Here is a 20,579-nt window from a genome sequence, read left to right as displayed (position 1 = left end):
CCTAATTGATATCTTTTTAGCCTCACCCTTCCGTAGTAGCATTGCATTCCGTTTAATGCGTTCTCTTCATGCCCGTTGTACGCCATGCGCTTCTTGTCTGGCGTTGGCTGTTTTCAGGATCTGCAATGTCAAAATCGATTGGTATCGGCGCACTGGCACTGGCCACTATGCTGACCGGCCTGGCTGGCTGCTCGAACAACAAGCCTGCCGTGTACGAACATGAAAATTTCGATGACTCGGGTACGTTTTCGCGTAGCTATCCGGTAAACGATACGGCTGCCTGCGAAGCAGCTCGACGTGCGCTGCTCAGTCAGGGCTATATCATTACCAGCAATGATCCAAAGCTCGTCAGTGGCCGTAAGAGCTTTCAGCAGACCGGAGAGAACCACCTCGAAATCAGCTTTAATGTTGTCTGCACGGCCAATACCCCCAACGATCATGGTTCAACCATTTTTGCCAACGCGCTTCAGGACCGTTATGCGCTAAAAAAGCTCAATAACTCGGCGAGCCTGGGAGTAGGTGTGCTTGGATCAGTCTCGATGCCTATCGGCTCGACAAACGACTCCATGGTCAAGGTCGCCAGCGAGACGGTTACGTCAGGCAAGTTCTATAGCCGCTATTTTTCCCTGGTAGAAAGCTTCTTGCCGGCTCAGGCCCAAAAGGCCAACAAAGGAATACATCAAACAAAAGCAGCGCCCGCGCCGAGCCCACTCGCCAGCACGCCCTCTTCTGCACAGCCCAGCCAACCTGCACAGGCGCTGGCACCGAAGCCAGCCTCGGCGGCACCTGCTCCTGAGACACGCCCGGATCATGATGCGGGGTTTTCTTCTGTACCCGTACCATTGCCGCCCCAAGCGCCGCCCATTACACCTATCGACACGTCAGCCTTCGAGCAATTTACTGCGCCAGCCGCCGCTCCAGCCTCTCCCACAACCGAGCCCGCCGCTTCGCCAGCGTCGGCTGACACGCCCACTCCATCAGGTCAGCCTGAAACCCCCACGGCACCCTCGGATGACTTGCTGGAGCTGCTTGAAGAGTGAGGGTCGGGTATGACTCTGGATTGCCGAAAGCCTGCAAGGCGTTGAGGTCAAGAACTCTAACCATGCGCGCTACGTCTATAGCGTAACGCCATGCAGGCAGTCGATAGAGTGACACCATGAAACAACGCACCGTTCAGGACGAAGGCAATACCACGTGGACCTGTGTAGAGGCTTTCTCGGGAGGAAGCCAGAAAACGGCCAAAGCGGCCAAGAGTCTTACCAAAGATGCCGAAGGCAACGTTACCGTGGTATGTACGCCTAGTGGTGGTGAGCAGTCAGTACGCGTGAGCTTGCCTGAAGCATGGATTGACAAGACGTCTGACCAAGCCCTGCTGGACGCCATTCAATCCGCCAAGGGTTAGTCCTGCCCTATCTTCCTCCAGAAATCGATTGAACTTAGCCTGGAACGCCTGCTTCGAAAGAGCTTCGATGGCAGGCTGATCTAGAGCGTACTTGTTTGCAGCATCGCTATCTTATCATCTGGATGGCTGCAATCCCTGGCGTTAAACCGAACCCAGCCACGTCCTATGCTGCCTTGAGCCATCGATCATTTACTTTGTCAAAGGACAAATCGTTATGGCTAAGATCACCATTGCCCAGCAGTTGGCTACCACACTGGAGCAGGCAGGCGTACAGCGTATCTGGGGCGTCACCGGAGACAGTCTGAATGGCCTGAACGATGCCTTGCGCAAGATGGAAACCATTGACTGGATGCATGTACGCCACGAGGAAACCGCAGCCTTTGCGGCCGGGGCGGAAGCAGCAGCTACGGGCAAGCTGGCGGTATGTGCAGGCAGTTGTGGGCCAGGCAACCTGCATCTGATCAACGGACTTTATGATTGCCACCGAAACCACGTACCGGTTCTGGCAATCGCTGCGCACATTCCCTCATCGGAAATTGGTCTTTCCTACTTTCAGGAAACCCATCCTCAGGAGCTTTTCAAGGAATGCAGTCATTTCGTTGAGCTCGTCAGTAACCCGGCACAAATGCCCGAAGTCCTGCATCGTGCCATGCGGGCCGCCATCCTCCAGCGCGGCGTTGCGGTCATCGTGATTCCCGGCGATGTGGCGCTGCTGGAAGTGGACGTCGGGAAGACCGCCTGGCCGGTTCTCAATCCGCCTCGCCTGATGCCTTCGGAGCAGGATATCAACAGACTCGCCACCCTGCTCGCGGATAGCAAAGCCGTGACATTGATGTGCGGTAGCGGCTGTGCGGGCTACCACGACGAAGTCGTTGCGCTGGCCGATACGCTCGGTGCACCTGTCGTTCATGCGTTACGGGGTAAAGAGCATGTCGAATGGGATAATCCGTTCGACGTTGGCATGACGGGCCTGATCGGCTTCAGTTCCGGCTACCATGCGATGCTCAATTGTGACACGCTGATTTTGCTCGGCACTGATTTTCCCTATCGTCAGTTCTACCCAACCAATGCCAAGATTGTACAGGTCGACATCAACCCTCAGGCATTAGGCCGCCGAACCGCCCTGGACTTGGGAATCGCCGCCGATGTAGGCGAAACCATTCGTGAGCTTTTGCCACGACTGGAGCGTCGTACCGATCGGCACTTCCTCGAAGATTCGCTCAAGCACTATGCCAAGGCTCGTGAGGGACTGGATGATCTGGCCAAACCCTCCCAACCCGGTCGACCTATTCATCCGCAGTACCTGACCCGGATCCTGAGTGAGCTGGCGGATGAGGATGCCATTTTCACGGCAGACGTCGGAACCCCAACGGTATGGGCTGCCCGATATCTGAAAATGAACGGCAAACGCCGCCTGATCGGCTCGTTCAATCATGGCTCCATGGCCAATGCCATGCCTCAGGCGATAGGGGCTCAGGCAGCTTATCCCACGCGCCAGGTTATCTCGATGTCCGGTGACGGTGGTTTCGCCATGCTCATGGGTGATTTCATCTCGCTGGCCCAACTGGGTCTACCGGTCAAAGTGGTGGTTTATGACAATGCCACATTGGGCTTTGTCGCCATGGAAATGAAAGCCAGCGGTTATCTGGATACTGGTATCCAGTTGCAGAACCCGGATTTTGCTGCGATGGCCAATGCGATGGGCGTCAAGGGAATTCGTGTCGACAGCGCCGAACAGCTGGAACCTGCTTTACGGGAGGCCCTGGCCCATGACGGCCCGGTACTGGTCGATGTCGTGACGGCTACGCAGGAGCTTGCCATGCCGCCCGCCATCAAGCTCGAGCAGGCCAAAGGCTTCAGCCTTTATCTGTTACGAGCGGTTATGAATGGCCGTGGCGATGAAGTCTTGGAGCTGGCACGTACCAATCTGGTGCGCTAGCGCCGCTGTGCAAAAAAGTTCACCACGCACACCGTGTGGTGAACTTGAATGTTTCAAAAGATGAGCGAGAACTCAGATCCAATAATGTAAAGGCATTTGGATTGCTCATTGCCGCTGCGCTCCCTATGATCCGCGCCTTTATGAGCCACGCGTGATCGCCGGCAGGTTTTACTCTGCGGCCCGGCCTATTGACTCTCGTCAGTTCTGAGCCCCGGCAAACTCGGCATGCTCTTCCTTATTTACTGACGGCTACTCCTATGACGACCTTGAACCCAACCGACGCACTCAAACTGATTCTGGAAAAACACGGCCTGACCGGTGCTGTATATGATGGCTGGGTAGCGCCCAACAATCAGCTCCCGGCCATACGTGCCCGCTGGTATCCTGGCGAAGGCAGCGGGCGCCTGGATATTCATGTGATGGTCGAAGAGGGCGTGCTGGTCGAAGAGATTTTTGCAGGTATCGGTGAGGGTGATGAAGGGCTGGCAAATGCCTTCGAAAACTTTATCGCCAACTCATTGCATGTCTTGTTGGCAGCGTTCTGGGAAGTCGATGCAGCCGAACACGTTTCGGTTGAAAACTGGCTGATCAATGAGCGCCGCTACCGGGCCTATGTAGGCAACCTCGGAATCCGCGCCGCCAAAGGAAGCACCATCGAGCTGCCGGAGAATCTGGTGCCGTCGATTCATACCACCATTCAAAACATGCCGTTGAAAGGCAACACCCACTGGTTTCGTACGTTCTTCTGCAACTACAACCAGGAGCACCGCTTTGAGGCACTCAGTGACAATATTCATTGGGAAGAAGGTGCTTCGAACCTGCAGGCGCTTCCGTGGAGCCGTGACGATGGCTACTTCAGCGTACGCAATTTCGTGGTGCTGCGGGCAGTCTAACTCAACAGCCTAGCGCCAGAGCAGTTTATTCAATGAACCGCTTTGGCGCTATCGGCAGTATCGGTGAATCATACCTGTAAGCCATCAAGGATCTCGCTAAGTGATCATCAACGGTGCTTCCCTTGATCAGGTGCCAGTAACTCTCTAGCTAGCTTGGCAAAATGGCGATCCGTTTGCGAAATCCTTTCGTATAGCGATACGCAGAGGGTTCATTTGCCCTTTCGAAACGCGGTTATGCCAAAATTCCCGGATCGCTATCTCAACGAGGCCTGGTACGCGCGACCAACGCCTGGACGGTATTGTTTTTGAGACAATACCTGGATTATCAGGACCGCAACATGCTTGAACCGAACGAATGGATAACCCACTACGGCTACCTGGCCGTCATGGTCGGGCCGCTTATCGAAGGCGACGGCTTGGCCATATTGGCAGGTGTGGCTGCCCGCCATGGTTATCTGAATTTTTTCCTGACCATCCTGATGACGGCCATTGGCGCAATGATCAGTGATCAGTTCCTCTTCTTCATCGGAAGGCGATATGGCGATCCCGTCCTGAGGAAGTTTCACCGTCATCAGCACCGAATCGAGCGAGCACGCCAACTGATTCAGCGCTATCCATCGCTATGGGTAATCGGGACGCGGTTTGCGTATGGCTTCAGAACCATTGGCCCAATCATCATCGGCACCAGCGGCATCCCTGCCAGACGCTTCGTACCACTGAATATCGTTGGCGCCTTTCTCTGGGCAACCATCATGGTCAGTATTGGCTACGGTGTGGGAGAGTTCGTGCAACGGCTTTTTGCAACCCAGCCACATGCCGGACTATGGCTGGCAGGAATAGCCGCCACCTTACTGGCTATCGTTGCCGCAATCTGGTTCGTCCGTCGGCGTCGCCACGCCTAATCCTGTCACCCAGCCTTGACAAGAGGCTGGGTAATTCGTTTTACGGTTTATCCAATACGTTTTTCAGAAACGCCAATACATCCTCTGTGGCTTGCCGTGTGGCATCGGCATTGGGCCCTACATGGGGATCATGCGCGACGCAGGCGTCGGTATAGCGGAACGGCTCCCCCGTTTCCTGATTGATCAGCGCGCCCTGCTCACCCTCGACAATCTGGCATGCCCGTACCGTCTGACTGCCTTGTGCTACACGTACAGGCTGCGAGGCAGGACTGTCGAAACCATGGTGGGCCTCAGGATAGCGAAACACCTTTACATCGGCGCCTGCCTTGGCCAGGCGATCCAGGTAAGGAGTGCACCGGGACAAGGGATCGTAGTCATCTGCCTCGCCATGAAAGACCCGAATGGGTTTGTTTACCACCTTGTCTTCATCCTTGAAGGAAATGGAGCAGTCAGGATAGAAGGCAATATAGGCCGCGAAGCGGGCGTCTCCCGCCATCCATTCCTTCTGGAAGCGAGCAAGGCTGGCATAAAGCGACGCCTGGCCGCCTCGAGAGAAGCCCATCAATACGATACGGGAGGCATCGATACGAGGCTGACTGGCCAACAGCGCCAAGGCTCGGTATTCATCCAGAATGAAATTGAGCCGTCCCAGCTGAGCTTGGTCCTTACCGGTACTGATCAGCTCGCGGCCGGTGAATCCATCGAGCACAAACGTGGCGATTCCCTGCTGGTTAAGGGTGCGCTGCCAATAGGCAATGTTATCGCCAATACCACCGGAGCCATGTTGGAGAATGACCGCCGGAAACGGCCCCTCCCCAGCTGGCAGGCTCAATCCGGCAGTTAAGGTGACAGGCCTGCCTGACTGCCCGGTAAGGAACTGGGTATCACTCAGGGTCTGGGAGGCATAGGCATAAAACTCCTGGCGCGCGGGAATATCCGAGTGCTCCTGGGCCTGGGCAACTGCCACCAGACTTCCAAGTACCGCCAGGGTGGCAAGGGCGGAACGTTTCATTCTTGTTGTCTCGCTTATGGCTATGGCTTGCACCTGACCATAACAAAACAACCCGGTAGGTTTATACCCTGCTCTGCCTTACGGTCCGGGCAGCCTGACTGATCAGTCAGTAACCGAGACCATCAATTTTCATGTGACGCAGATCGCTCTGATTCCAACGTGCCTTCAGGCATGTTTCAGGCATCAAAGCTCAATGGCATCGAAAGCCATCTTCCTTGCACAACGGCACACAAAGGTGTTCGGTTTGCCATGCTTTTCTTCTGAGCGGATCAGCCGAAATGTGTATGCTTGCTGCGGAAGTCATCGAGCCCAGAAAAACAAATGAGCCCTTTATGATCGACAGGCCTTCCCAAAAGCCAAAACGTCTAGCTGAAGAACTGGTTGCCCGTTTGTCGCAGTACATTCGCGATGGGGTTTTCAAGCGGGGAGAAAAATTGCCTTCGGAACTGGAAATTTCCAGTAGCGAAGGATTCAGTCGCAGCGTGGTGCGAGAGGCGCTGCTGCGACTGCAAGCGGCGGGTCTGGTCGAAACACGCCGCAGTGTCGGCACCTTTATTGTTGATATGCCGCCCCCGCCTACTCTGCAATTGGGACCGGAAACCATTTCCACGCTGCAGGATGTGTTGAGCCTGCTGGAGCTACGCATGAGCCTGGAAGTCGAGGCGGCTGGGCTGGCAGCGCAGAATCGCAGCCCGCAGGAGCTCAAGGAGATCGAGCTGGCCCTGCTTTCCATGAAAGACAGTGGCCCGAAAACAGGCATTGCCATCCATGCGGACTCACAGTTTCATCTGCGCATTGCCAAGGCATCCGGCAACGCCTATATGTTCGACATCATGAAGCATCTGGGTACAAAGCTCATTCCACGTACCAAGATGAATTCGGCCTATGCCGCTCAGAAGGATCGCGTCGCGTATCTTGATCTGGTGTATCGCGAACATGAAAAGATCTACAGCGCCATTGCGCTGCAGAGCCCTGATTCGGCACGGGCGGCCATGTACCTGCATTTAAGCAACAGTCGTGTACGCCTCTATCAGGCTCACGAGGCTCGCCATACACTTTACGAGTAAGGGCGCTCATGCCCAGCCACTGGCTGGGCATGACATGTCAATCAGGTAAACAACGTGTCGGGCAGCGTTGCCAGATACACGGCGGGCTTGCCTTCGAAATCGGAGCTGAATAAGACCTTGCGATTATTCGGCGTGAACGATGGATGTGGATGGGTCACCTGTCTGTCGCCATCCAGTACCCGCCAGGAGCTATTGTGCGCAGCCAGGCGCGCAGTTTGCTGGCGTTTCACGTCGAAGACATAAAGCCAGGGGTCGTTCTCGATTGTATACCCCTGAGTGTCCTTTACATCGACAGGCGTACCGGAACCGTCACCTACCAGCATCGTGCCGTCTTCATTGCTCATCAGGTGCGAGCAGGCCGGCATCTCCATCAGCATCTCATTGGTTTCGGTGTCGGGATCAAATCGCCAGATCTGCCGCGCCTGCTGGCCCTTTGGATAGATGACATAGATCATGGCGGAGCCATCCGGCACCCAGAACTCGTGGGTACAACTCTCCCCCGGCTTCTGCTCCCGCACCTTGCGTACATTGGAGCCGTCCTCATCGACCAGCCACATCCGGGCATCCACCATGTCATGAGGACCTTCATGGCAGAACGCAACAGTATGATCGTGATAGGGGCGATAAATGGGATGCCCGAGCCAGATCGTGTTTTCGTGAACGACACGAGCCTCTCCTGTGCCCAAATCGACGCGAATCAGTCGGCAATGGGGGTTACTGGTAAAGAATGTCCGGAACACTTCCCAGTCGGTCAGCGGCGTCCAGTCCGAGCGGGCGATCTCGATTCCAACCAGGCTGGTGCAGGCACTGTTCGCTACCCATGTACCATACCCAACCCAATCATCGGCTACCTGATAGACTGTTGTTTCCTCCAGCGTTGCCAACTCCACACGACGTAACTGACGCTCGTTTTTCACATAATAGAGATAACGGTCATCCTGAGATAAAAAGCCGCCAAAAGTATTATCACCAGCGCCTTCCGTTAGCTGTACCGCCTGTTTTTTCTGAATATCAAGTAGATAATAATTACGGTTATTATCAAACTCGGCTGCAAATAACAGCTTGGTACCATCATTGGTAAAACATTTCTGATAAAAATAGTTTCGGTGACACACGGTATCGGTGGGTGTAAGGCGTGTTACTTCAGCACCAGTACCTTCATCACTATACGTATGGTAATCCAGTTCAATATGGGAACCCTTTGCCATAACACACCTCTGTTGTTTTCAATGATGTTCTATTGGACTGTTTATGAGTTGCTCAACAATATGGATTCGCCCTCTTCGCTATTGATAACGAAGTCTTAATTCTGAGCGTTAACTGCTTATGTTCTACTACTGCCTGCCCAATGTCGCAGTGCTAATCCTGATATCAGTACCGTTCCTACAATAGCGGCATGCAACCAGCGCCCCTGGGGAGCCTCAGCCAATAGAAGAAGTGGAAGTAAAAGCAGCCCCATACCTGTTACCAGGGCGCCTAGCCTCCTGGCTTGGGAAGGATCGACGCAGGCAATCTCATCGGGCTGCAGGGGACGATACATATTGCGAAAGAATAGCGTGAGCTGTTGCCGCCTCTCGGTGTTACGGGTAGGGCTATACCAGACGCGGGTCCCGATAAAAAAACCACCCGTGAAAACCACATGCGCCAGAACCGTCACCCCAAACTTCAGATCGCTCGCCTCACGTTCGGTGAGCGTATACCCACCCAACCACGCAGGAAGCGCCACGGGGTTGAAGCCAACATAAAAGATCAGCGATACCGCTGCGCCGACCAGCACCGTACTCCAACCCGCCCAATCCGGGGTCTGTCGTACGACCACGGCCAACAGAGCAGGAATGGAAAGGGGCAGAAGAAACAGGGAGCTGACCATCATTGCCAGCTCGAAGAACCCTATGCCTTCCTGCTCGGCCATCCACCACGCTGTCAGGGTGGCCAGGGCACCATTGAGCAGCGTCACCCAGCGGCCCATGGCAAGCAAGTGGGCCTCCCCATGGGCAGGGCGCTGATAAACGTTACGAATAAAGATCCCCGCATTGCGATTGAGCGCAGTGCTCATGGGAGCAATGGTCGCAGCTACCATCGCGGCTAATGTAAGCCCGACCGTACCGGCTGGCATTGCCTGTTGAACAAAGTAGAGATAGGCCGCGTTTCCTGCCTGCTCGCCCAGTTGAGGGTACTGCCCCACAAGGTCTGCACCTTGCGTGGCGGCTACCCACGGCGGAATAAACCATAGGACAGGACCGACCACAAAAAGAACCCCGGCCAGAAAGGCTGCCCGCCGAGCCTCATGCTCGTTTCGAGTAACCAGAAAGCGATAGCAGGTAATCGCGTTGTTGGTCGACAGCACCTGCTGCATCAGGATCATGGCAATCCAGAACAACAGGATCTGCCACAAATTCATGTCGTGCCCCTGCCAAAAATCCACGGGAAAGCGCTCGACGATATTGCCTGGCCCACCGCCTGTGTATAGCGCAAAGCAGCCGGTTACCAGGGTAATTGCCAAGATCAGAACCAGCTGGATGACGTTGGTTGCGTTGACTGTCCAGGCACCACCACTGGCGGAAATGAAGGTAATGACCGTACCGGTGATGAGCAGGGTCGGTACCATGCCAAAGCCGGTCATCGAGGCGAGGATATAGGCCAATCCATTAAGCCAGATGGCGGCCGTAAGGGTTGAGAGCGGGAACTGCAGCCAGGTAAAGAGTTGCTCGGTCGGCTTGCCAAAACGCAGGGCAATCACCTGCATCGAGGTTTCAACCCGAAGCTTGCGGTAGCGTGCCGCAAAGAACAGACAGGCGATGAAAAATCCCAGAGCATTGCCCCAGAACAGGACCAGAACGGGAAAGCCATCGGTAAAGGCCTTTCCTGCGGCGCCGGTAAACGTCCAGGCGCTGAACTGCGTCATAAAGGCAGTCGCTCCGGCCATCCACCAGGGCATGGAGCCACCGCCATTGATGAACTGACTGCTGCTCTGTGCATAACGACGAAAGCACCAGGCTGCCACAATGATAAAAACGAGGTATACCGCAACCACCAACAGATCGAGTGAGGTCATTCTTTGAGCCTTATGCCAACGTGACGCTGAAGCAGGCGGGCTGAGGCATACTGAAACAAACAGTCTGGAAAACGCCAGGTCATGCGTAAGCCGGCACCCTTTCGGATGCCGGCATCTTTCAGCGCTTTCTCAGGACGCACGCTCGGTAGTCAATCGAGCCTGGAGTGTCTCTATACTTTTTTCTACATGAGCGCTGCGCTTGAGCAGGTAGCCACAGAGTAGGATGGAGATGGCACATGCTGCAAACAGGAGCCGTCCCCAGAGCGGGTTGGGTACCAGTACCATCAACATCAAGCCAGCCCCCATCATCAAGGTAATCTGCCCTAGCTTGCTGCGCTGTAGGCGGTCATACACGTCCTGATCACCTTCAGCAATTACAGGCGTTTCGATGTCCTTAAAGAACTGGGCCGTTTGCTGTTTTTCCTCTGCAGTAAATGTCTCTTCCTTGTAGAACAAGGTAGTGGCGCAGAAGAAACCGCCCGTCAGCACCAGATGAGCTGCCACGGTAATAGTAGTCGTCAGCTCAGAAAGTTCACGTGCGGTCAGGGTCACTCCAAACAAGCCGGCACACCATTGAGCAGTGAATACATTCATGACCAACCAGGACACAAACATGCCAAAGGCAACGGTACCCCAGGCCGCCCATTTTGGCGTTTTACGAATAAACATGCCGAAGAACAGTGGCACCAGAATGGGAGATTGAAGCAGTGTGGCAACCCGCATCATCAGCTCGAATAGGCTCAGACCTTTGAGTTGAGCAAAGAGTTGAGCAATAAGGATAACCAGAATACCGTTTACGATCGTGGCGATCTGGCTGACGTGCAGCAGCTTTTTCTCGCTGAGAGGCTTGTTACGGCACACTACAGGCGCCCAGAAACTGCGTACAAAAATACCGGCGTTACGGCACAGGGCAGAGTCCATCGACGACATGGTGGCAGCAAATAGCCCGGCAACCAGAAGTCCTATCGTTCCTACCGGCATCAAGCGTTCTGCAAAGACCAGATAAACTGCATCACTGGCCTTATTTCCCAATTCAGCATGTGCCAGCGGAGCATCTGGATACAGGACGGCTGTGGCCCAGGGTGGAATGAACCAGATCAGCGTTCCCCCGACCATTAATGCCAGAGCAAGCAGGGACGCCTTGCGTGCGTTGTCAGAGTCTTTCGCATTGAGAAAACGATAGGAGTCCTGCATGTTGTTGATGCTTTGCAGCTGCTTGACCAGAAAGAACAGGAACGAGCCTATTAACAGCAGGCCGTAGTTCATATCGGGTCCCATCACGAAATTGGTCGGGAACCGGGCAATCATTTCAGAAGGCCCACCAACGGCGACCAAGGCGACAATGGCACTGGCCACAGAGATGACGGCAACGACCAACGTCTGAACGAAGTCGCTGGCGACCACCCCCCATGCTCCGCTCAAGAGCGAGATAAGCAGTACGGAGATACCTGTGATCCAAATAGTGGTCGCCATGTCATAGCCAAACACGGCTCCGACAAAGATCGCCAGACCATTTAGCCACACACCACCGTTGAGCACGCTTAAAGGAATAATGGCCCAGGTAAAGAACTGCTCGTTCGTCTTGCCGAAACGCATCTTGATACCCTCGGTAGGCGTATCAACACGCATCTGGCGAAAGCGGTGGCTGAACCACCAATAGGAAATAGCATAGGCAAAGATATTTCCCAAGAAAACAAACGTTACCGCCAGACCGTCGTTAAACGCCTTGCCCGCCGCCCCGGTAAAGGTCCAGGCCGAAAACTGTGTCATGAATGCAGTAGCGCCTACCATCCACCACAGCATACGACCGCCGCCCCGGAAATAGTCACTTGCCGACTTATTGGCCATTTTCTTGAAGGCAAGGCTAATGATGATCATCAGCAAAAAATAGCCTGCCACCACCAACATATCTATGTTCATAGCGTTCTCTCACAATATTGGCGCCACTGGCCGAAAACAAATCAGAGGGATATAGAAAATGTTAAAGCAACCTGTTTCGCGCCCATCGGAAAGAACTATGGAAAGTCTCTGGTATGAACTTTGAGGTATTAGGGACAGAGCGAAGCGTGCTCTCTGTTATTTTTACCTTGATGATTCTCATATTATTCACCGAATAAAAGAGAACATGACTTCGTTGTTCTGAAATGATGTTCTTGTTGTTTCAGAAACAAGAATGAAGACAGATGAAGTGAGAATCTTTAAAGTTTATAAAGTACTTTCCAATAACTTCATCTGTACTTCATTGCAGGATATTTACTGCATGTTAAAAACTGTAATGCACACCCACGCGCATACGTAGCTGGCGATCACTGTCGGTGGAATTAACTTTCACATCACCCAACTCAACAAAGGGCTGCCAGCGCTTGTCCCACTTGTATTTAAAGGCAAGGTTTTGTTCGTAGTCGGTTTTCTTGCCGTCGTAACGGGTATAGTCCGCCTTGAAATAGACCAGGTTATATTCGTACGATAATTTCCCGCCCGGAGCGTAGCCCAGCCACCCATCGAAGCGGTGAACGTGCTGGTCACGCTTGGCTCTATCAGGCACGGACTCGTCGACCTGGTTGCGATCCAGCTTGCGAGCCTCGTAGCGATAGCGCCCGCTGATCGTCCACTGGTTGTTTACCTTGTACCCCAGACGCGCGCCGGTTCGATACGTCGTTGCGTTTTCTACTGCAACCAGGCTGATAAAGGGTGCAATCGTCCATTGGGGAGTAAGGGAGTATCGATAATCAGCCGTAAATTCGTGACCATCCCCTACGGTGTTATCAAACGCGACGTCCTTACGGCTGCCTCCGGTCTTGTACTTCAGTTCCCCTTCGAAACCGAGTCCATTGTCCAGACGTATACCGATCAGAACGCGATCAGAGTGAAGCTTCGAGTCTTCCAGATACTGGTGCCGATAGTTGATATAACCCGAATCGGCAGCCTGAGCATTGCCTGCCAAAACGGTGATTCCCAGAGAGGTCGCAACAGCTAGCGTCTTTATTGTTATCTTCATGATCTTATTCTTGTTAATAACGTACAGAGAGATTGAATAGGCTTAAGCGGTAACAGCCCGGCATTCAGGGGTGTACGGCTCCCGATCTATTCGGCGGCACGATTGGTTCAGATGGATAACACGCGAACGGCAAGCCAGGCCTGCCAGCGGCGCTTAGGCAGGACTTTTGGCCCGGCCGCGCCGACCATTACATCGGCCGGTCATCGCCAGAGGTAATGGCAGAGCATCAAGAGAACAGGAGCGGAAAGCCTGTAGCCGGTTGATACGGCAGGGTATCGAGGCGATGCACGAGGGGGACTGAGCATGAATGTGCGCTGTACCAGCCAGTCCCAGGTTATACAGTTCCGGTACTCGCCTGGAGATACGGGCCAGGCACTCGAAGAAGACATGCGAGAGGCGAAAGGTGTTCAGGTTCATAGCTCAGTCCTTTTTTATAATTGTTCAAGACCTGCCTGGGCATGATTAGCCCAGGCACAACCGTGGATTAGTGCTGGCTCACGATATGGGCTTCGATATAGGCAAAGTTGATGTCCTCACCCAGGCCAGGACGGTCAGGCAGGTGGACGTAACCGTCCTTGTCCATGGGGTCGACGATACTGTTGAGATAGGCAGGTACGTCGTCATACTCCAAGAATGGATGCAATAGCCCGCGCTCGTACCAGGAGCAGTTCTTGATTCCACCCACGACAGCCAGATTGGGTGCACCATTACCATGAACTTCACAATCCAATCCGAACGCCTCAGCCAGGTGAGCGACTTTGAGACATGGGCCAATACCGCCTACGCCAGCTACCCCGGCGCGTAGAATGTCGCAAGACTTTCCACTCACCCACCCCGCACGGCTGTGATACTTGCCGCCCAGGCTTTCAGGCCCCAATACAGGAATGGTGAGGTTTTCAGCCAGCCAGGCATACGACTCTGCGGACTCCTCCATCATAGGCTCTTCAAACCAGGCAAAACCCAGCTTTTCAATTTCACGTCCGATGTAGAGGGCATCAGTACGGTTGTACCAGTGGTAGCCATCAAGCATCAGGGCAATATCCGGACCTACTGCTTCACGTACAGCGGCACAGGCTTTTACGTCCATCTTGGCATCGGGTGCGAAGGAGATGGGCGGCATCCAGGTATGCAGCTTGATACCCTTGTAACCACGGGCTACGAGCTTTTCGGCAAAACGCGCATATTCGTCAGGTGTTGACAGGCCATCCGGCAAATCATCGCCACACATGGTAGAACCATAGGCCAAGACCTTGTCTCGGTAGCCACCCAACAGCTTGTAGACTGGGACCTGGAACTTGCGGCCAGCCCAATCCCAGAGCGCTTGCTCCACCAAGGCCAGGCTGCGGTCGGTAAGTTGACCTGCACTTCCCCGCTGCCAATGCGCCAGATCCTGCCAGAGTCGTTCACGATCAAGCGCGTTCTGTCCAACCAGTACCTTGCGTACAAAATTGTCAATGATGTATGGGCGAAGCAGTTCCGGAGCGCCAAAGGCATAACCTTCGCAACCGTCCTCCGTGGTGATCTTCAACAATGCCATACGGGCCTGGACTTCATCTCCCGGATGGGAATGCCCTGCGCTATCGACAGCACGGCGAGTGGGATAGGAAAACACATCGACACTGACACGGGAGATATTCATAAGAGGAAGGCTGTCCATGACTATTGTTCTTTTTGGAGCAATTTCCGGTATGTCGTCATACCACGTGACACAGTATTTTTCTTGAGCGCTATTTTGTCAAGGAGGCTACAGCTTCCAGCTTGAGACTTTAATAGAATTGAAAAATTACGCCAAATAGGCTCTAAAAAGCGAATCCTGGCGGAGATGTAACCTCAGCAAGCTTATAAGCAGATCAAGTAATTTATTTTTTCAAATCTGAAAAGGTGATGACTGACCGGTCAGCGTCTCCTGCAAAAGACAACATAGTCGTCTTACCACGCAAGGATAAAAAGCCTAGGTGTTGATTGCAGGCTGGTACAGAAGGGAGGACAGAACGAGCAGAGCAATACCGGACGACCTGCACGTGTCGATGATAATGTCCTGCCGACTTCCTGCCAGACATTAAACTTTAGTCTTATTGACCGGAACTTTAAGGTGTGACTTTCCGTCGCGGCTTTTTCGCGATATTCTACTGGACACGTTTCACTGAGCGCCCAGATAAACCTCTCATGATGTATCCGCTACACCCAACGCAATGTAGTGACATTTTCGAGTGGATGTCCTGCCACCTCTTGATCCGGACCTTGAATTTTTTTGGCTGTACGCGTGTTTCATGTCGAATCGACCCGACCTTTCATTCGACTTGATGCGTTACAGATTCAAAAAGAAGTGTGCCTTGCCTACTCAAGCAAATGTGTAGATGGCCGATAAGACAGCGCTATCTGATTTCATTTGCTTGTATGCCTAACTAGAGAAAATCTGCATGAAAAAGCGTGTTCTCGCTGCTCTGTGCTCCAGCATGTTCGCGATGTCCGGACACAGCTGGGCCGACGATAATGCCCCTGTCGATGTTGTACTGATCGGCGGCGGTATCATGAGCGCTACCCTGGCTACCTACCTGGAAGAGCTTGAGCCCACCTGGACGATCAACATGTACGAGCGTCTGGACAAGGTAGCCGAAGAAAGTTCCAACGGCTGGAACAATGCCGGAACGGGCCATTCTGCCTTCGCGGAAATGAACTATACGCCCGAACTCAAGGACGGCACCATCGATGTCACCAAGCCTCCGAAGATTACTGAAGGCTTTGAGATTTCCCGTCAGTTCTGGTCTTTCCAGGTCAAGAACGGTGTATTGAAGAACCCCAGATCGTTCATCAATACCACGCCGCACATGAGCTTTGTCTGGGGTGACGACAACGTCAACTACCTGCACAAGCGTTATGAAACCATGCAGAAAAACGCGCTGTATGCGGGCATGCAGTACTCGGAAGACCACAGCCAGATCAAGCAGTGGGCACCGCTGATCATGGAAGGTCGTGACCCTGCGCAGAAAGTGGCAGCGACCTGGATGCCAGCAGGGACTGACGTAAACTTCGGTGAAATCACTCGCCAGCTGGTAGGTTCGCTGGAAAATCATTCGCAGTTCAAGCTTTCAGTGAACAGCGAAGTTCGTGATATCAAGCGCAACCCCGATAACACCTGGAAAGTAACCGTTGCAGACTTGGCCAACGGCGGCAAGGAAACTTCGGTGAACACCCGCTTCGTCTTCATTGGTGCAGGCGGCGCTTCTCTGATGCTGCTGCAGAAAACAGGTATTCCTGAAGCCGATGGCTATGCTGGTTTCCCGGTTGGAGGCCAGTTCCTGGTAACTGAAAATCAGGAAATCGCCAAACGTCACGGGGTAAAAGCCTACGGCCTGGCATCTGTGGGCGCGCCGCCCATGTCCGTGCCGCACATTGATAGTCGTACGCTGGATGGCAAGCGCGTTATTCTGTTCGGACCGTTCGCAACCTTCTCGACCAAGTTTCTGAAGAACGGCTCGCTGATGGACCTCATGCATTCCATGACCAGCAACAACACCTGGCCCATGATGCAGGTGGGAATGGACAACTTCGATCTGGTCAAATACCTGGTTGGTCAGTTGATGCAGTCTGATGAAGACCGCTTCGCTGCGCTGAAGGACTACTATCCGAACGCTCGCAAGGAAGACTGGAAGCTCTGGACCGCCGGCCAGCGCGTACAGATCATTAAGAAAGATGCGAACGGCAATGGCAAATTGCAGTTTGGTACCGAAGTGGTTTCCTCACAGGACGGCTCCGTTGCTGCGCTGCTGGGTGCCTCGCCTGGCGCTTCAACTGCCGCCCCTATTATGCTTCATCTGTTAGAAAAAGTGTTCAAGGACAAGGTTGCGACGTCAGAATGGCAGGGCAAGCTTAAGGAAATCATTCCGTCCTACGGTCAGTCGCTGGATAACAATGCTCCATTGATCAAGGAAGTCCGCAGCTACACAGCTGGTGTACTCCAGCTTAAAGATGCTACCGCTACCCAGCAGGCAGCGTCTGAAAACAAGGCTGAAGAAAATCAGCCGACTGAGGCAAAAACGGCTGAGCTTTAAACAGCTCGTTTACCTTGGTTAAGACGGCACCTTCGGGTGCCGTTTTTTATGTCCGTCTGCAAGCGTCTTCATGGCGCATTCCGCCTAGCGTTAGGGCCATCAACCATAGCCCAGACTGAATAGTACAATCCGCGCAAAAAGAATGAGTCCCAGCCAGGAAGCAATGAACTCGATATCGTCTTCGCTCATCTTGAGAACCTTACTTGAAGCCTTTAACGAGATGCAGATACAAGCTTGGTAAGACGAAAGATGAATGAGTTCGCCTGCGAACGGGCTTTTAGGCTGAACGGGCGTTGTAGAGCGTCTATATCAGACTACTGGTACAGGATCAGATACTTGTAACGCGACTGAAGCGGTAAATAGTCGTGAAGCAGATTAACAGTATCGCGTTCTCCCACATAGCCGACGTCTGCCTAGCTTTTCACGCGCATCCCAAAGTCAGTCGTGCGGGTACAGGCATCGAGGATTAAGCGTTCTCAACGCTGAACGGGCAAGCCATTGTCCCAGTAGGGTGGCTGACCGACGTGATGAAAAAGGAAATCCAGAAAAACCTTCACCTTGGCTGAGCGCATGCGGTTTTCCGGATAGATCACATGCACTGCATGGGTTTCGAGATCTTCTGACGCTTCCCAGTCCGTCAACACTGCTACCAGTGCACCGCTGCTTAGCGCTTGATGCACGAGCCATGTCGGGAACAGTACGATCCCCTCCCCAAGCACCGCCGCCTCAAGCAGGCATTCGGCATTATTGCTTCTAAAGCTACCTTTGGCCTGATAGGCCTGAAAGGGTGTCTGGCTTGTAGAGCGGAAATACCACTGACGCACACCGCGCATCCCCTTGTAGACCAGGCAGTTATGATGCTCAAGCGCCCCGGGACTTTGCGGTATACCCTGCCGCTCCAGATACACCGGCGCAGCACACACCACGAACCGTTGCTCTCCTAAACTGCGCGCCACCAGGCTGGAATCTTCCAGGCGTCCTACTCGGAAAGTAATGTCAGCCCCTTCCTGCACAGGATCAATAAACGCATCCGTTAATGTCAGCTCAACGTCTATTTTTGGATATCGCTTTTGAAACTCTACCAGCAATGGAACCAGATGCAGACGCCCCAGCGCGACGGCAGCATTGAGCCGAAGTGTTCCCTGTGGCTCTGAAGTGTCTCCACCAATCTGCTCCGCCGCCATATCCAGCTGAAGCAGGGCGTCCCGGACATGCTGGTAATAGCGCTCCCCTGCCTCGGTCAATCGGACTGCCCGAGTGTGGCGATACAAGAGCCGCTGCCCCAACGTCGCCTCCAACGCAGAGATATGGCGCGAAACGGATGAGGCAGGCAAATTGAACTCTGCACCTGCCTGCGTAAAGCTCTTGACCGACGCGACCCTGACGAACAGCCGCAAGGCCAGCATGGAAGGCGAGTTGCTCATAAAACAATAGTTATTTGTCTGAAAGCCGATTGTTCCAATTATGACAACTTACTAGCGTAGCGCATTGTTTTTTCTTGAGGATAAACATGCAACACGCTCTGATTCTGTTAGTTGTGCTGATTGCCGGCATGGGTCTGTCGATGGAGGCGGGCCTGTTAGGGCCGCTGGGAGGGGAAATAGGTCACTTCTCCGCTACCTTGTCGATTTTTCTCGTTGGCGCCGCACTGCTCACATTTGCACTGATTTTTGCGCGCCCGAAAATGGCCCAATTATTCAGTCAGCCACGCTGGCTGCTGGTGGGCGGCATTCTGGGTCCTATCTATGTCGTCGTACTGACCATTGCCACGCCGCTGATTGGTGTCGGGATGACCATGGTGGGCATCCTGTGCGGCCAGGTAGGAGCCAGTCTGGTTATCGATCATTTTGGTCTGCTAGGCAGCACACGCCGTCCCGTCGACCGGTATCGCGCAATGGCGTTCCTATTGATCTTGGTCGCTCTCTGGCTGATTCACTGAGGTATATCCTATGCTCCAGTTTCTGGTTCTTTTTGCCGTATTGGGTAGTGGCGCCGTACTCAGTGCCCAGTCCTCTATCAACGGCCGGCTTGGCGCGCAGGTAGGCGTGCTGGAAAGCGCCTGGCTGACTTTTACCAGCGGTGCCCTGCTTACATTTTTGCTGGTGTTTTTCTTCGAACCCCCTCATCCCATGACACTTTTCACTGCTCCAAAATGGCAGCTGATCGGTGCGCTGTTTGGCGTTGTGTATATGCTCGCGATGGTGTTTTCCATCCCTCGCGTTGGCACCGCTGCCGCTACGGTAGCCGTCATTACTGGTCAGCTGCTGATGAGTCTTCTCATCGATCACTTTGCTTGGCTGGGGAATGCCGAGCGACCCTTGGATGTGTCTCGACTGGTTGCTATCGCACTGCTGTTTGGCGCTCTGGCGCTGATCTACCAGAGTAATCGGATACAGGAATGTTCGCCCCGGGCTGATCCAGTGGAGGAGCGTACCTGACAAACTGGCAGGAGGTGTCCTGAGTGATGCCTTCTGCCATCCGCTCCTCCTTCCCTAGAGTTATAGGGATGCTTGTTCGTTGGGTAAGCGCCTAGGGCAGGCTTCCCTCTTTCGTCATCATGGACGATAACCGCACGTTTTTTTATCCCAGCACACTATCTCCTTCTCGACAGAGAAATTCGCGCTTCATCAAGAACCTTCTGATTTTTCAGGCTTTTTTCCGACCTCTTTTAATGATGCTGTCATTGGTAAGTCGATTCCCCCCAGGCAATAAATAAAAAGTACCTTCTGGGCGGATTGACTGTATTAACCAGTTAGTACACTTTGTTATTCAGCGTGCCCAAACATCATAAGAACAACACGGAGTGCTCTGGATGACTTGCTCTCTTCTCATCCTCAACGGCCCAAACCTTAACCTGCTGGGAACCCGTGAACCACAGATCTATGGTTACGAGACCCTCAACGATGTCGCTCAGCTTTGTCATGAAGCAGCCGACACGCTCGGCCTACAGATCGATTTCCGCCAAACCAACCACGAAGGTGAGCTGATCGACTGGATTCACCAGGCGCGAACCGCCCATGCTGGAATCATCATCAATCCCGCGGCCTGGACTCATACCTCCGTTGCGATCCGAGATGCCCTGACAGCGGTAGCGCTGCCCCTGGTGGAAGTCCATCTCTCCAACGTTCATCAGCGCGAAGCCTTCAGGCATCACTCCTTTGTCTCACCCATTGCCGTAGGGGTCCTATGCGGCTTTGGTGTGGCGGGCTATCGCATGGCCATCGAGTACTTCGCTCACGTCTTCACGAACAAGAAGTGA

General features: G+C 53.7%; 18 protein-coding genes. 10 read left to right on the top strand and 8 right to left on the bottom strand.

Annotation, left to right across the window (positions count from 1 at the left end):
• Window positions 1–125: 125 nt before the first annotated feature.
• The 5 genes from JQR86_RS19965 to JQR86_RS19945 all read left to right on the top strand — a co-directional run bounded on the left by JQR86_RS19965 (window position 126) and on the right by JQR86_RS19945 (window position 5,136).
• The gene (locus JQR86_RS19965) at window positions 126–1,040 is read left to right on the top strand and encodes a DUF2242 domain-containing protein (protein WP_010798936.1); all 915 of its coding nucleotides are present in this window, start codon (window positions 126–128) and stop codon (window positions 1,038–1,040) included.
• 116 nt (window positions 1,041–1,156) lie between these two features.
• On the top strand, window positions 1,157–1,402 hold the full coding sequence (locus JQR86_RS19960) for a hypothetical protein (protein WP_010798935.1): 246 nt from the start codon (window positions 1,157–1,159) through the stop codon (window positions 1,400–1,402).
• Window positions 1,403–1,616: 214 nt separating this feature from the next.
• Window positions 1,617–3,341, top strand: a complete 1,725-nt coding sequence (gene poxB, locus JQR86_RS19955) for a ubiquinone-dependent pyruvate dehydrogenase (RefSeq protein WP_434155275.1) — start codon at window positions 1,617–1,619, stop codon at window positions 3,339–3,341.
• A gap of 257 nt (window positions 3,342–3,598) precedes the next feature.
• A complete protein-coding gene (locus JQR86_RS19950; protein WP_434155274.1) occupies window positions 3,599–4,234 on the top strand; it encodes a DUF6348 family protein in 636 nt (211 codons plus the stop codon).
• A gap of 338 nt (window positions 4,235–4,572) precedes the next feature.
• On the top strand, window positions 4,573–5,136 hold the full coding sequence (locus tag JQR86_RS19945; protein WP_434155272.1) for a DedA family protein: 564 nt from the start codon (window positions 4,573–4,575) through the stop codon (window positions 5,134–5,136).
• 40 nt (window positions 5,137–5,176) lie between these two features.
• On the opposite strand, the gene JQR86_RS19940 is transcribed toward JQR86_RS19945, so the two are convergent.
• Complete coding sequence (locus JQR86_RS19940; RefSeq protein WP_122043876.1) at window positions 5,177–6,148, bottom strand: dienelactone hydrolase family protein; 972 nt, start codon at window positions 6,146–6,148, stop codon at window positions 5,177–5,179.
• Between the two features lie 332 nt (window positions 6,149–6,480).
• Between JQR86_RS19940 and JQR86_RS19935 the strand changes: the two genes are divergently transcribed.
• Window positions 6,481–7,215 (top strand): FadR/GntR family transcriptional regulator, encoded by a 735-nt coding sequence (locus JQR86_RS19935; RefSeq protein ID WP_019364554.1) that lies wholly within the window; start codon window positions 6,481–6,483, stop codon window positions 7,213–7,215.
• Window positions 7,216–7,256: 41 nt separating this feature from the next.
• On the opposite strand, the gene JQR86_RS19930 is transcribed toward JQR86_RS19935, so the two are convergent.
• The 6 genes from JQR86_RS19930 to JQR86_RS19905 all read right to left on the bottom strand — a co-directional run bounded on the left by JQR86_RS19930 (window position 7,257) and on the right by JQR86_RS19905 (window position 14,907).
• On the bottom strand, window positions 7,257–8,423 hold the full coding sequence (locus tag JQR86_RS19930) for an oligogalacturonate lyase family protein (RefSeq protein WP_434155270.1): 1,167 nt from the start codon (window positions 8,421–8,423) through the stop codon (window positions 7,257–7,259).
• A 116-nt stretch (window positions 8,424–8,539) separates the two neighbouring features.
• Window positions 8,540–10,270 (bottom strand): sodium:solute symporter family transporter, encoded by a 1,731-nt coding sequence (locus JQR86_RS19925; protein WP_434155268.1) that lies wholly within the window; start codon window positions 10,268–10,270, stop codon window positions 8,540–8,542.
• A gap of 129 nt (window positions 10,271–10,399) precedes the next feature.
• Window positions 10,400–12,190: a sodium:solute symporter family protein gene (locus JQR86_RS19920; RefSeq protein WP_219653155.1), complete on the bottom strand. Its 1,791-nt coding sequence runs from the start codon at window positions 12,188–12,190 to the stop codon at window positions 10,400–10,402.
• A gap of 343 nt (window positions 12,191–12,533) precedes the next feature.
• Window positions 12,534–13,268, bottom strand: a complete 735-nt coding sequence (locus JQR86_RS19915; protein ID WP_434155265.1) for an oligogalacturonate-specific porin KdgM family protein — start codon at window positions 13,266–13,268, stop codon at window positions 12,534–12,536.
• Between the two features lie 153 nt (window positions 13,269–13,421).
• Window positions 13,422–13,685, bottom strand: coding sequence for a hypothetical protein (locus tag JQR86_RS19910; protein ID WP_434155262.1), 264 nt, complete (start codon window positions 13,683–13,685; stop codon window positions 13,422–13,424).
• Between the two features lie 67 nt (window positions 13,686–13,752).
• Window positions 13,753–14,907: a mandelate racemase family protein gene (locus JQR86_RS19905; protein ID WP_434155463.1), complete on the bottom strand. Its 1,155-nt coding sequence runs from the start codon at window positions 14,905–14,907 to the stop codon at window positions 13,753–13,755.
• A 781-nt stretch (window positions 14,908–15,688) separates the two neighbouring features.
• On the opposite strand from JQR86_RS19905, the gene mqo reads away from it, so the two are divergent.
• Window positions 15,689–17,320 carry a malate dehydrogenase (quinone) gene (mqo, locus tag JQR86_RS19900; RefSeq protein ID WP_434155260.1) on the top strand — a complete coding sequence of 544 codons (1,632 nt, stop codon included), beginning with the start codon at window positions 15,689–15,691 and terminating at the stop codon, window positions 17,318–17,320.
• A gap of 476 nt (window positions 17,321–17,796) precedes the next feature.
• Here mqo and JQR86_RS19895 read toward each other — a convergent pair whose 3' ends face one another.
• Window positions 17,797–18,744, bottom strand: a complete 948-nt coding sequence (locus JQR86_RS19895; RefSeq protein WP_150346204.1) for a LysR family transcriptional regulator — start codon at window positions 18,742–18,744, stop codon at window positions 17,797–17,799.
• Between the two features lie 86 nt (window positions 18,745–18,830).
• Here JQR86_RS19895 and JQR86_RS19890 point away from each other — a divergent pair, with 86 nt between their 5' ends.
• The 3 genes from JQR86_RS19890 to aroQ all read left to right on the top strand — a co-directional run bounded on the left by JQR86_RS19890 (window position 18,831) and on the right by aroQ (window position 20,579).
• A complete protein-coding gene (locus tag JQR86_RS19890) occupies window positions 18,831–19,259 on the top strand; it encodes a DMT family transporter (RefSeq protein ID WP_434155259.1) in 429 nt (142 codons plus the stop codon).
• A gap of 10 nt (window positions 19,260–19,269) precedes the next feature.
• On the top strand, window positions 19,270–19,758 hold the full coding sequence (locus tag JQR86_RS19885; RefSeq protein ID WP_125888854.1) for a DMT family transporter: 489 nt from the start codon (window positions 19,270–19,272) through the stop codon (window positions 19,756–19,758).
• Between the two features lie 374 nt (window positions 19,759–20,132).
• Window positions 20,133–20,579, top strand: a complete 447-nt coding sequence (gene aroQ, locus JQR86_RS19880) for a type II 3-dehydroquinate dehydratase (protein WP_312270671.1) — start codon at window positions 20,133–20,135, stop codon at window positions 20,577–20,579.

Source organism: Pseudomonas sp. JZ134, from assembly GCF_051027695.1.
Classification (GTDB): domain Bacteria; phylum Pseudomonadota; class Gammaproteobacteria; order Pseudomonadales; family Pseudomonadaceae; genus Chryseomonas; species Chryseomonas luteola.
Note: the sequence above shows the minus strand (reverse complement) of the source record. Positions and strands in the feature narration are given on the sequence as shown.